The 12,855-nt window shown below is 66.5% G+C and carries 11 protein-coding genes; 3 read left to right on the forward strand and 8 right to left on the reverse strand.

Going from position 1 to position 12,855, the window contains the following annotated elements:
• The coding region (locus tag ACE3S9_RS06555; protein WP_374545638.1) for an ABC-F family ATP-binding cassette domain-containing protein at positions 1-1,247 on the reverse strand (1,247 nt) is incomplete at its 3' end.
• A 274-nt stretch (positions 1,248-1,521) separates the two neighbouring features.
• Between ACE3S9_RS06555 and ACE3S9_RS06560 the strand changes: the two genes are divergently transcribed.
• Positions 1,522-2,883 (forward strand): DEAD/DEAH box helicase, encoded by a 1,362-nt coding sequence (locus tag ACE3S9_RS06560; protein ID WP_374545639.1) that lies wholly within the window; start codon positions 1,522-1,524, stop codon positions 2,881-2,883.
• Positions 2,884-2,919: 36 nt separating this feature from the next.
• Here ACE3S9_RS06560 and ACE3S9_RS06565 read toward each other — a convergent pair whose 3' ends face one another.
• Complete coding sequence (locus ACE3S9_RS06565) at positions 2,920-3,708, reverse strand: TSUP family transporter (protein ID WP_374545640.1); 789 nt, start codon at positions 3,706-3,708, stop codon at positions 2,920-2,922.
• A 58-nt stretch (positions 3,709-3,766) separates the two neighbouring features.
• A complete protein-coding gene (locus tag ACE3S9_RS06570; protein ID WP_374545647.1) occupies positions 3,767-4,423 on the reverse strand; it encodes a TetR/AcrR family transcriptional regulator in 657 nt (218 codons plus the stop codon).
• 112 nt (positions 4,424-4,535) lie between these two features.
• Between ACE3S9_RS06570 and ACE3S9_RS06575 the strand changes: the two genes are divergently transcribed.
• On the forward strand, positions 4,536-5,729 hold the full coding sequence (locus ACE3S9_RS06575; RefSeq protein WP_374545641.1) for an HlyD family secretion protein: 1,194 nt from the start codon (positions 4,536-4,538) through the stop codon (positions 5,727-5,729).
• Positions 5,730-5,853: 124 nt separating this feature from the next.
• Entirely contained in the window at positions 5,854-7,368 is a 1,515-nt protein-coding gene (locus tag ACE3S9_RS06580; RefSeq protein ID WP_374545648.1) for an MDR family MFS transporter, read from the forward strand.
• 9 nt (positions 7,369-7,377) lie between these two features.
• Here ACE3S9_RS06580 and ACE3S9_RS06585 read toward each other — a convergent pair whose 3' ends face one another.
• The 5 genes from ACE3S9_RS06585 to panE form a co-directional block, all read right to left on the reverse strand.
• Complete coding sequence (locus tag ACE3S9_RS06585; protein WP_374545642.1) at positions 7,378-7,995, reverse strand: NTP transferase domain-containing protein; 618 nt, start codon at positions 7,993-7,995, stop codon at positions 7,378-7,380.
• The gene (locus ACE3S9_RS06590; protein ID WP_374545643.1) at positions 7,992-9,026 is read right to left on the reverse strand and encodes an XdhC family protein; all 1,035 of its coding nucleotides are present in this window, start codon (positions 9,024-9,026) and stop codon (positions 7,992-7,994) included. Before ACE3S9_RS06590 ends, ACE3S9_RS06585 begins: the two co-directional genes overlap by 4 nt.
• Before the next feature lie 20 nt (positions 9,027-9,046).
• Complete coding sequence (locus ACE3S9_RS06595; RefSeq protein WP_374545644.1) at positions 9,047-11,245, reverse strand: molybdopterin cofactor-binding domain-containing protein; 2,199 nt, start codon at positions 11,243-11,245, stop codon at positions 9,047-9,049.
• 3 nt (positions 11,246-11,248) lie between these two features.
• Positions 11,249-11,707, reverse strand: coding sequence for a (2Fe-2S)-binding protein (locus ACE3S9_RS06600; protein ID WP_374545645.1), 459 nt, complete (start codon positions 11,705-11,707; stop codon positions 11,249-11,251).
• A 195-nt stretch (positions 11,708-11,902) separates the two neighbouring features.
• Positions 11,903-12,855, reverse strand: a 953-nt coding sequence (gene panE, locus ACE3S9_RS06605) for a 2-dehydropantoate 2-reductase (RefSeq protein WP_374545646.1), incomplete at its 5' end; no start/stop codon positions are given.

The raw sequence follows: 12,855 nt of genomic DNA on the forward strand, positions 1-12,855 counted from the left end.
TGCGGAAAGCGCGCCTCCAGCGATTCGTACACCGTGCTGTCGCCGTCGAGCAGCTCCATCGCGTGCTGGGCGAAATAGCCCATCCTGATGCTGCCGCCGATTGCGACCGAGCCCGCATCCGGTTCGGACTCGCCGGCGACCAGTTTCAGCAGGGTCGATTTGCCGGCGCCGTTCACGCCCATGACGCACCAGCGCTCCTTGCGCCGCACCTGAAAATCCAGTCCGTCATAAATGGCGCGGGCGCCGTAACCCTTGCTGACGTTCTTGAGCGTCGCGACATCCTCGCCCGAGCGCGGCGCAGGCGGAAAGTCGAACTGGATGGTCTGGCGGCGGCGCGGCGGCTCGACCTTCTCGATCTTGTCCAGTTTCTTCACGCGGCTCTGCACTTGCGAGGCATGGGAGGCGCGCGCCTTGAAGCGCTCGATGAATTTGATTTCCTTGGCGAGCATGGCCTGCTGGCGTTCGAATTGCGCCTGCTGTTGGGTCTCGTTCAGCGCGCGCTGCTGCTCGTAGAACTCGTAATCGCCGGAATAGGTGTTGAGGTTGCCGCCGTCGATCTCGATGATCTTGCCGACGATTCGATTCATGAAGGCGCGGTCATGCGAGGTCATCAGCAGGCCGCCCTCGAAGCCGCGCAGAAAATCCTCCAGCCAGATCAGGCTTTCGAGATCGAGATGGTTGCTCGGCTCGTCGAGCAGCATGACGTCGGGCCGCATCAGCAGGATGCGGGCGAGCGCGACGCGCATCTTCCAGCCGCCCGACAGCGCGCCGACGTCGCCATCCATCATCTCTTCGGAAAAGTTCAGCCCGGCCAGCACTTCCCGCGCGCGGCCCTCCAGCGCATAGCCGTCGAGTTCCTCGAACCGCGCCTGCACCTCACCATAGCGGGCGATGATCTCGTCCATGTCGTCGGCCTGATCCGGATCGGCCATGGCGGCTTCCAGCGCGTGCAACTGCGCCGCGACTTCGCTCACCGGGCCGGCGCCGTTCATGGCTTCCGCGACGGCGCTGTGGCCGGACATTTCGCCGACATCCTGATTGAAATAGCCGATGGCGATGCCACGATCGACCGAGACCTGGCCCTCGTCGGGCGTCTCCTGCCCGGTCATCATGCGGAACAGGGTGGTCTTGCCGGCGCCGTTGGGGCCGACGAGGCCGACCTTCTCGCCCCGGAGCAGCGCGGCCGAGGCTTCGACGAACAGGAGATGGGCGCCATTCTGCTTGCTGATGTTTTCGAGACGAATCATGGTTCCACGCGACATTGCCGTTTCGGGCGCACTCTTAAGGCGCCGGCCGGCGCGGCGAAAGTCTGCGGATTGCTTTTGTCAGGCAAAGCGGTTATGGAAGGTGTGCTGCATTGCAGCGTGACGGCGCGCCGGCGCATGGGACGCATCCAAAGCGTCGCCCGGCCCAGGTCCGTTTTCTGGCGGACGGCCCATTCCGTGTGGGGCCTTCTTCGACAAGCCGCTTTTTCACCGCGCCGAGGCGCGGACCATGGCGGTTTCTATTGAAAGTATCCAAGTGACAAAATTTACCGATCTCGGCCTCGCCGAGAGCGTTTTGCGGGCCCTTGCTGCCGAGGGCTATGAAAATCCCACCCCGATTCAGGCCCAGTCCATCCCCCATCTGCTTGAAGGCCGCGATCTGCTCGGCATTGCGCAGACCGGCACGGGAAAAACCTGCGCCTTCGCCACCCCGCTGATCTCGCGGCTGCTGAAATTCCCCGAGAGCCCGCGCCCGAAACACACCCGCGTGCTGGTCATGGCGCCGACGCGCGAATTGGCCGCCCAGATCGGCGATAGTTTCCGCGCCTATGGCCGTTTCGCCGGCATTCGCGTGGCGGTGATCTTCGGCGGCGTCGGCTTCGGCCCGCAGGTCCAGGCGCTGTCGCGCGGCCTCGACGTGCTGGTGGCCACGCCCGGCCGCCTGCTCGACCATATGGCGCAGGGCAATCTGCGGCTCGACGCGACCACGGCCGTGGTGCTCGACGAGGCGGATCATATGCTGGATCTCGGCTTCCTGCCGCCGATCCGCAAGATTTTCTCCAAATTGCCCAAGGCGCGGCAGACTCTGTTCTTCTCCGCCACCATGCCGACTGAAATCGCGACGCTCGCCGCCGAAATGCTGCATCGTCCCGAGAAGGTTTCGGTCACGCCGGTCGCCCGCACCGCCGACCGCGTGGCGCAGCGTGTCGTGCTGATCGAGGCGCAGCGCAAGCGCGACGCTTTGATCGACCTGCTCCGCAACCCGGATTTCCGTCGCTCGATCGTGTTCACCCGCACCAAGCGCGGCGCGGATCGCGTCGCCGCCGCTTTGGTGGAGGCTGGACTGACGGCGGAAGCCATTCACGGTAACAAGAGCCAGGGCCAGCGCCTGCGCGCGCTGGACGGCTTCCGCTCCGGCCGGGTCGCGGTGCTGGTCGCCACCGATATCGCCGCGCGCGGCATCGATATCGACGGCGTCAGCCATGTCGTGAATTTCGAATTGCCGGAAGTGCCGGAGGCTTACGTTCATCGCATCGGCCGCACGGCGCGCGCCGGGGCCGAGGGCGAGGCGATCTCCTTCTGCGACAATGAGGAGCGCGATCTGCTCCGGGCGATCGAGAAGCTGACCAAGCAGCAGATCCCGACGACCGACCTGCGCGCCAATCCGGGCGCCGCCGATTCCGCGCCGCAGGCCCGCAGGCCACAGCGGAGCAATGGCGGCCCGGCGCGCAATGCTTCCCGCCCGAGGCAGGAGCATCGGCAAGACCATCGGCAAGATCATCGACAAGAGCCCCGGCAGGATCGCGGCCGTCCGAATGGCGGGCGTGCGGAGAACGGCGCGCGCGATCGCGCGGCGCAGGGCCCGTCGCGCCGCAATGACGCGGGCTATCGCCGCTAAAGCAAAGGGCGCTCGCCGCACGCGCGGCGGGCGCCGTCAGGGCACCAGCGCGAGAAGCGCGTGCAGCGGGCCGCCGTCGCGGCTCAGCAGGCGCAGCGCCATCAGGCTGCTGGTCACGATTAGCAGCGGACGGATCAGTTTCGCGCCCAGCCGCATCGCCAGCCGCGCGCCCAATTGCGCGCCGAGAAAGGCGCCCAAAGCCATGGCGAGGCCGAGCGGCCAGATCACCACGCCCTTGCTGGCGAACAGCAGCAGGCTCCCGACATTGCTGGCCGCATTGGCGGCCTTGGTGTAGCCGGTCGCCCGAACGGCGCCGAAGCCGAGCAGGGTGGTGATCCCGATCATGTAGAAGGTTCCGGCGCCGGGGCCGAAAAAGCCGTCATAGAAGCCGACCAGCGGGATGAAACTCGCGGCGAACAGATTGGTCGGCATTTTCGCCGCGCCATCGCCCTCCCGAATCCCCCGGCCCAGCGAGAAATAGCCGGCGAAGGCCAGCAGCAGGACAGGCACGAGCGCGTCGAGCCAGTTGCGCGGCAACAGGCTGATCGAAAGCGCGCCCAGCAGGCTGGCCACGCCCGCCGCCGCGACGAAGCGGAGCCCGATGCGCCAGTCGATCAGATGACGCCGCGCGAAAGCGAAGGTCGCGGAGAGCGACCCCGCCGAACCCTGCAGCTTGTTGGTTCCAAGCGCCGAAATCGGGTCGAGGCCGGCCAGCAGCAGAGCCGGAAGGGTCAGCAGGCCGCCGCCGCCGGCGATGGCGTCGATGAAGCCCGCGACGACCGCCACGCCGGACAGTTCGAGCGTAAGCGTCAGGTCGGGCGCCATCAGATGGTCCGTTCGCGCCGGGCGTGGCGGCGCGGCGGCTCAACCGCCGCCTCGCGCGTCACGCCGGCTGCTTCCGGCAGCCGTTCAGGAACAATCTCGCGCAGATTTTCGCGCGCCGCACGATCTCCTCGGCCTCGGGCGCCTCGCGCTGCCCCATCATCACCGCGCGCTGCGGCTCCATGATCATCATGCCGCGCAGCATGGCGGCGGCGAGCTGCGGGTCGTCCAGCTCCAGCGCGCCCTTGGCGCATTGGTCTTTCAGCCAGAGCGCAATGGCGTCGCCGCTGCGCCGGACGGCGGCCTCGTAAAAGGCTTGGCCGACTTCGGGAAAGCGCTCGCTTTCGCTGAATACGAGACGGGTCAGATTGATTGTCTGGCGGTCCAGAGTCAGGCGGCCGAAGGCGTTCAAGATCCTTTCCAGCGCTTCCTCCAGCCCGAGCGCATTGAGCGCATTCTTGTCGATTTCGAGAATGAAGCGTCCGATCCTGTCCGCGATCACGCGCTCGAACAGGGCGTCCTTGGCCGGAACCAGCCGGTAGAGCGTCTTGGTCGAGACGCCGGCCCGCTGCGCCACCGAACACATGGAGGTCGCGGCATAGCCGCTGCCCATGAATTCCTCGCGCGCGGCCTCGACGATCAGCGCGAGCGTCTCCTCATCCGTGCGCGTTTGCGGACGACCGCGTCCCCTGCAAGGCGCCTTTGCATTTTCGACTATGGTCATTTTCCAAATTCCGATTGACTTCGCTCTAAGGCGGCGTATTTTGGAAATTACACCGTTTCCTAATTATCGACAAGTTCGAATTTCCCAGGCCTCAGGGAGCAACGCAATGACGCAGCACAAGCAAATCCAGGAATTCGAAGACGCGCTCTCAACATATGACGCGCAGGCGGCGCTGCAAGGCGCCGCGCCCTTCACCGCCGAAGCGGCCGCGCCCCGGCCCCAGAGCGCCCGCACCTTTTTCCGGCGCGTTCTCATGGTCGGCGTCGCCGTCGCGGCGCTCGGCGCGGCAGGCTATTTCGGCCATGGCTATTGGACGGTGGGTCGTTTTGCGGTCTCCACCGACGACGCCTATGTCAAGGCCGACAACACCACCATCGCGCCCAAGGTCGCCGGCTATATCGCCGCGGTCTTTGTCGCCGACAATGAAAAGGTGAAGGCCGGCCAGATCCTTGCCCGTATCGACGACCGCGACTTCAAGGTGGCGGTGGAGCAGGCCAGTGCGGATGTCGCGGCGGCCCGCGCCGCCATCGGCAACAAGCAGGCGGCCATCGTGGCGCAGCAATCGGTCATCGACGCCGCAGCCGCGACGGTGACGGCCGACGAGGCCAACCAGACCTTCGCCGAGCAGGAGAACAAGCGTTATACCGATCTGGCGTCAACCGGTTTCGGCAGCGTGCAGAATGCGCAACAGGCCAATTCGCGCGTGCTCGCCTCGCGCGCCAATGTCTCGCGCGACCGCGCCGCCCTGGCCAATTCCACCCGGTTGCTCGACGTGTTCAAGGCGGAGCTCGCCCAAGCCCAGGCCAATCTGCTGCGCGCCCAGGCGGCGCAGGATCAGGCCGAGCTGAACCTCTCCTATACGACCATCTCCGCGCCGGTCGACGGCCAGGTCGGCAACCGCACTTTGCGCGTCGGCCAATATGTGCAGGCGGGCACGCAGCTGATGTCGGTCGTGCCGGTCGATTCCAGCTATGTCGTCGCCAATTACAAGGAAACCCAGCTCACCGACGTGCATGCCGGCCAGCCGGTCGAGATCGAGGTCGACATGTTCCCCGGCCAGGTCTTCAAGGGCCGCGTCGACAGCGTCGCGCCGGCGAGCGGGCAGGAATTCGCGGTGCTGCCGCCGGACAACGCCACCGGCAATTTCACCAAGGTCGTGCAGCGCATTCCGGTGAAGATCACCTTCGACGCGGGCAGCCCGCTTCCGGCCGCGCTGCGGCCCGGCATGTCGGTCGTCCCGACCATCGACACGCGTGGTGAGTCCGAGCAGGTCGCGACGGCGTCCAACGCCCGCGGCTGAGGCCCTTCAGGAGGAACAGGCCATGTCCAGTCTCGCACTCAGCGCCAACGACCTGCCGGCCCGCGCCATTCCCGCCGCCCCCGCGACGGAAGGCAAGGCGAGCCTGACCGCCTGGATCGCCGTCATGGCCAGCATGATCGGCGCCTTCATGGCGATCCTCAACATCCAGATCACCAACGCCTCGTTGCTCGATATCGAGGGCGGCATCGGCACCGGCGTCGACAATGGCGCCTGGATCTCGACCTCTTATCTGATCGGCGAGATCATCGTCATCCCGCTGACCGATTATCTGAGCCGCGTCTTTTCCTTCCGGCGCGTGATCCTGACCAACACCATCCTGTTCGCGGTCTTCTCCATCGCCTGCGCCTTCACGCGCGATCTCGGCTCGATGATCGTCGCGCGCGGCCTGCAGGGCTTTGCCGGCGGCGTGCTGATCCCGATGGCCTTCACCATGGTGCTGACCAAGCTGCCCAAGGCGCAGCAGCCGATCGGCCTCGCCATGTTCGCGGTCGCGGTGACCTTCGCGCCGGCCGTCGGCCCGACCATCGGCGGCTATCTCACCGAAAATTACGGCTGGCAGACGATCTTCTTCGTCAACACGCCGCCGAGCATCTTGATGGTGGTCGCTCTGGCGCTGACGCTGGAGCGCGAGCCAATGCGTCTCGGCCTGCTGCGCGAAGGCGACTGGGCCGGCATTTTCACCATGGCGATCGGGCTTTCAGCGCTCCAGACCGTGCTGGAGGAGGGCAACAAGAACGACTGGTTCGGCTCGCCCTTCATCGTCAAGCTGACCGTCGTCGCCGTGGTGTTCCTGTCGGCCTTCATCGCCATCGAACTGATCGTCGCCAAGCCGCTGGTCAACCTGCGCCTGTTGAAGCGCCGCAATTTCGGCATCGGCGTGCTGGTGAACATGCTGCTCGGCGCGGCTTTGTTCGGCACGATCTATGTCATGCCGCAATATCTCGGCCAGGTGCAGCATTACAATGCCGAGCAGATCGGCAAGGTTCTGGCCTGGACCGGCTTCCCGCAACTGCTGTTCATTCCCTTCGTGCCGATGCTGATGAAGCGTTATGACGCCCGTTACATTGCCTTTTTCGGGATGACCCTGTTCGCGGGGAGCAGCTTCATGAATATCTGGCTCTCGCTCGATTCCGCTGGCGACCAGTTGTTCGGACCGAATGTGGTGCGCGCCATCGGGCAGGCTTTGGTGCTGACGCCGGTAAGCGCCATCGTCACGGCGGGCATCGCGCCGAGCGAGGCGGGTTCGGCCTCGGGCCTGTCCAACATGCTGCGCAATCTCGGCGGCGCGATGGGCACGGCGAGCCTTGGCACGATCATCACCAAGCGCGAGCAGTTCCACTCGAACATCATCGGCCAGTCGGTGACCTATTATCGCGACGAAGTGCGCGAGCGGATCGACCAATTGACGCATTATTTCGCAGCTCATGGCGTGTCCGATCCGGCGCTGGCTCACGCCAAGGCGCTGGCGGCGATCGGCGCCGGCGTCCGCCGGCAGGCGCTGACCATGGGTTTCGCCGACGCCTTCGCCGTGCTCGGCGTGTTGCTGGCGCTGGCGGCCGTGGCTTTGCTGTTCGCCAGCAAGATCAAGCCAGCCGCCGGCGGCGCGGGCGGCCATTGAAGACAGCGGTCAGGCGGGTTCGCCCGCCTGCCTGCGCCGGAGCAAAGCCTCCGGCGTATCGAGATCGAGCAGCACGCCGTCGCTCGGCGCCTCGATCTCGACCAGTCTTTCGGCATGAGCCGCGATGAGATCGCGGGCGCCGGAATCGCCCTGCATTTCGCGCAAGAGCAGCGGGAAGAACGCGCGTCCCCACAGCACCGGATGGCCGCGCCGGCCATGGCGCAGAGGGACGACAAGATCCCGCCCGCGCGTGGGATCGAAGGCCGCGATCATGCGGTCGATCAGAACCGGTTCGATATCGGGCATGTCGCCGAGGAAGATCATCGCGCCGTCCACATCCGGCGGCAGAGCGGCGAGTCCGGCCTTCAGCGACGTCGACATGCCGGCGGCGAAATTGGGATTGATCACGAAAGCGGCTTGCGTTCCCGCCGCCATGCGGACCTGTTCGGCCTCGTGGCCCAGAACGACCAGAGTCTTGTCGATCCGCGACGCGGTAATGGCGTCGAGCGCGTGGCGAATGACCGGCTTGCCGCCGAGTTCCAGAACCAGCTTGTTGGCGCCCATGCGGCTCGATCGTCCGGCGGCGAGAACCACCGCCGCGATCCGGCTGGGCGCGCTGGCTGTCATTCGGCGGCGTCCTTGATCGCGACGGCGGATGGTCTGAGCCGCAGCGCTTCGGTCAGTTCGGCCGCGACCGAGATGGCGATCTCGGCCGGATTGGCGGCGCCGATGGCGAGCCCGACCGGGCCGTGGACGCGCGCCAGATCGGACTCCGTGAAGCCCTGCGCCCGCAAACGTTCGCGGCGTTTTTCCGCCGAGCGCCGCGAGCCCAGAGCCCCAATGTAGAAAGCCGGACTGTTCAGGGCGGCGGCCAAAGCCGGATCGTCGATGCGCGGCTCGTGGCTGAGGACCACGAGCGCCGTGCGCGAATCCGGCGGGCGGCGCCGCAGGAATTCGTTGGGCCAATCCACCACCAGTTCGACGCCAGGAAAGCGCCGTTCATCCGCGAAGGCGTTGCGCGGATCGACCACGGCGACCTGATAGCCCGCCATGGCCGCGATGGGCGCGAGCGCCTGCGCGATATGCACCGCGCCGATGAGGACCAGCCGCAGCGGCGGGCGCCAGAATTCCAGAAAGAAGCTTCCGGCCGGCGTTTCCACCAGCGCGTCGCGGCCAAGGGCCGCCGCCGCCTCCAGCGCCGCCCGCGTCGACGCGTCCCACGCCTTTTGGCGCAGGGCTTCGTCCAAGGGAAGGCGTTCGCCGTCGTCGAGCGCGAGCAGCGTCACCGCGTCGCGCCCGGCGCGGGCGTCGTCGCTGAGATTTTGCAGCAGAGGGCCGCGCCCGATCCGCTCGACGAAGACCGAAATCGAGCCGCCGCAGGGCAGGCCGACCGTCCAGGCGTTTTCATCGCTGACGCCGAATGAACGCAGAACCGGCTGTCCGGTGGCGATGACCTCCTCGGCCGCTGCGAGGATTTCACCCTCGACGCAGCCGCCCGAGACCGAGCCCATGAACAGGCCGTCCTCGTCAATGGCTAGCCGCGCGCCAATGCCGCGCGGCGCCGAGCCCCAGGTCGCGACCACGGTGGCGAGCGCGACGCCTTTGCCGCGCCGCGCCCAGTCCAAAGCCGTGGCGATGATGTCGTTGCGATCGTCCATGCCGCCTCCGGGATCGCGCGTCAGGTTTCACCGCGATCGAACGGCAGGATTCGCATCCTCTTGCCGGTCGCCTGGAAGTAAGCGTTGGCGAGCGCCGGGCCGATCGGCGGCACGCCGGGTTCGCCGACGCCCTTCGGGTCTTCGGCGGATTTCACGATATGGACCTCGACCTTGGGCATCTCGTTCAGCCGCAGCACTTCATAGCCGTCGAAATTGCCTTCGACCACCTTGCCGCCGTCGAGCGTGATGCGCGACTTCATGATGGCGCCGAGGCCATAGCCGATGCCGCCCTCCATCTGCGCGCGCACCATGTCGGGATTGACGGCGACGCCGCAATCGACCGCGCAGACCACGCGCTCGACCTTGGGCGCGCCGGATTTGTCGAGCGAGATTTCGACCACCTGCGCGACATAGGTCCCGAAGGACTCAGCCACCGATACGCCCCTGAACCGACCCGCGGCGAGCGGCTCGCTCCATCCGGCCTTTTCGGCGGCGAGTTTGAGCACGCCGGCATGGCGCGGCTTGTCGGCCAGCATCTCCATCCGATAGGCGACGGGATCCTTGCCGGCGGCGTGCGCGACCTCGTCAAGGAAGGCTTCGAGCACATAAGCCGTATGGGTCGAGCCGACCGAGCGCCACCACAGCACCGGCACATTCATGTCGGTGGTGGTCGTGTCGAGACGGAAGTTCGGAATGGCATAGGGTTGGTTGGCCATGCCCTCGACCGAGGTGCCGTCGACGCCATTCTTGACCATCATCGCCTCGAAGGGCGAGCCCTTGGCGATCGACTGGCCGACGATGGTGTCGCGCAAGGCGACGATGCGGCCGTCCGCGTCGAGACCCGCCTTGATCTTGTGGACATAAGCGGGGCGATAGCGTCCGCCGCGCATGTCGTCCTCGCGGGTCCACTGCACCTTGACCGGGGCTTTCCAGCCCAGCGCCTTGGCGGTCGAAACCGCCTCGACGATGATGTCGGCGTCCGGGCAGGCGCGACGGCCGAAACCGCCGCCGGTCTTCATGACATGCAGCTTGACTTTTTCAGGGGGGAGGCCGGCGATTTGCGCCGCCACGGCCTGATAGAGATCGGGCATCTGATGCCCGCCCCAGACTTCCAGCACGCCCTCCGGATTCATCCAGGCGACGGCGTTGAGCGGCTCCAGAGCGGCATGGGCGAGATAGGGAAATTCGTAGCGCGCCTCGACGATTTTCGCGGCCTTGCCGAAGGTCGCGACCGCGTCGCCGCGATCGACCGCGACATTTTCGCCGCCCTTGTCGGCCAGCGCCCGATAAGCCGTGAACATTTCAGACGTGCCGCGCTTCTCGCCGGCGGAATCGTCCCAGACCACGCTGACCGCGTCGCGGGCCTTGTTCGCCTCCCACATGCCATTGGCGACCACCGCGACGCCGCGCGGCGTCTCGACGACATCGACCACGCCCTTCATCGCCTTGGCCTTGGCGGCGTCGAAGCTCTTCACCTTTGCGCCGAACACCGGCGGATGGATCATCACCGCCGTCAGCTGGCCGGGAAGCCGGACGTCGATGGTGAACATCTGCCGGCCGGTCGATTTCGGCGCGGAATCGAGACGCGGCAGGTTTTCCGAGCCGATATAGCGCCAGTCCTTCGGCTCGTTCAGCGCGACCTTGGCGGGCGCCGGCTCCTGCGCGGCCAAAGCCGCCATTTCGCCATAAGTCGCCGTCGCGCCGCTCTTCGCGCGCAGCACGCCATCGGCGCCGACGATCTCTTCGGCCGGAACGCCCCATTTGCGCGCGGCCGCCGCGATCAGCATGGCCTTGGCGGTGGCGCCGGCGACGCGATAACGCCGCCAGGACGAGGCGGTTCCGGTCGAGCCGCCGGTGAGCTGGAATTTGCCGCCCATGGCGAGATTGCCATAGAGCGCCGGATCGCCGAACGCGCCGACGACTTCGGTCTTGGACCAGTCGCCGTCAAGCTCTTCCTGGGCGAGCGTGGCGACGCCCTGATAGATGCCCTGGCCCATGTCCATATGGGCCGAATAGATCGTAACCTTGTTGTCAGGGTCGATCCGGATATAGCCGGCGAACGGATTGGGCGCGGCGCCCGAAGCGCCCGCCGGCGCAGGTTCGGCGGCAGCGGAATAGCCGACGACCAGGCTGGCGCCGACGGCGCTCGCGCCGATGACGAAATGGCGGCGGGAGACCGGCGCCTCGCGCAGGATTTTGGTGCTTGCGAGATTGAGCATTGGTCAGGCTCCCAGCAGGCGCGAAGCTTCGTGCACGGCGGCGCGGATTCGCTGATAGGTGGAGCAGCGGCAGAGATTGCCGCTCATGGCGTCGTCGATGTCGGAATCGCTCGGCTTCCGATTGGTGGAAAGCAGGCCGATGGCGGCCATGACCTGGCCCGACTGGCAATAGCCGCATTGCGGCACGTCGAGCTTGATCCAGCTCTTCTGCACGGCGGCGGCGACATCGCCGTTGACGCCCTCGATGGTGGTGATGGTCTTGCCGCCAACATCGCCGATGCGAGTCTGGCAGGAGCGCGTCGGCTCGCCGTCGATATGCACGGTGCAGGCGCCGCACAGGGCCTGACCGCAGCCGAATTTGGTGCCTGTCAGGCCAAGGTCGTCACGCAAAGCCCAAAGCAAGGGCTTTTCGGGATCCGCATCGATTTCCTGCGGCTTCCCGTTCAATGTGAACCGGATCATGTCTTGCCCTCTCTCTTCACGCCAGCCCCACCCGGCGCTTTTCGCATTCCATTCGCGCCGGCCCCATCCGGCGTTTTCGACAACTATAGCCGCTAGACTCGCCGGCGGAGGACCCAGTTCCGCCAAGGCGCTTTTTCGCAAATGCAAGGGCGTCCACTCTGGCGCGCCTTTTTTGACGCGGCGTCTTCGCGCCGCTTAGCTGGAGGCCTGCGCCTCACGCTGGCGACGCGTCTCATAGGCTTTGGCGTGGGCATAGGCGACGCGCAGCAGCGAATGACCGCCGGCCTCATCGCCGCCGCGCCGCAGCAGGTCGCCCAAAATCTGATCGGCCTCGATCCGCGCCCCGGCTTCGATGTCGCGCAGCATGGAGGCGGTTGTCGTGGCGCCCGGTTCGGTTAGGGCGCCGAGCGTCCGTTCGATATGGGCCTTGCCGGGCGGAAAGCCATTCGCCGCGGCGATGGCGGCGCATTGCTCGAACAGGCCCGCGGCGAGATCGCCGGCGCCGGCGGCGACAATATCGCCGACAGACGCCCGCATCAGGCAGGTGGCGCCGGCGAGGCCGGCGATGAAAATCCACTTGTCCCACATGTCCTGCCGGATAGCGGCGCTTTCCCGCGCGTCGAAGCCGGCGCCCGCGAACTGCTCCGCAATGGCCGCGATGCGCGCGGTGCGGAGGCCGTTCAATTCGCCGAAGGTCAGGCCGTGCAGGGTGTTGAGATGCAGGATCGCGCCGTCGTCGCCGAGCGTGGAGGAAATCATGCAAAGGCCGCCGAGCGCCTTTTCGGCGCCGAAGCGCGATTGCAGCGTCTCGATATGGGCCATGCCGTTGAGCAGCGGCAGAATCGTGGTTTCGGCGCCGACGCCGCCGGAGAAGGACTCCATCGCATCGGCGAGATCATAGGCCTTGCAGCTCAGCAGGATGAGGTCGAAAGGCTCGCGCAGAGTCTCCGCCGTCGTCAGTTGCGGGGAGGGCAGGTGAAAATCCCCCACCGGGCTGCGAATGACCAGTCCCGTGGCGCGCAGGATTTCGGCGCGTCGCGGGCGAACCAGAAAGGTCACGTCGCGGCCGGCCTGCGCCAGCCGTCCGCCGAAATAGCCGCCGACCGCGCCGGCGCCGACAATCAGAATCCGCATTCGTCGTTCCTTAT

Source organism: Rhodoblastus sp., assembly GCF_041915505.1.
In the GTDB taxonomy this organism is placed as follows: domain Bacteria; phylum Pseudomonadota; class Alphaproteobacteria; order Rhizobiales; family Beijerinckiaceae; genus Rhodoblastus.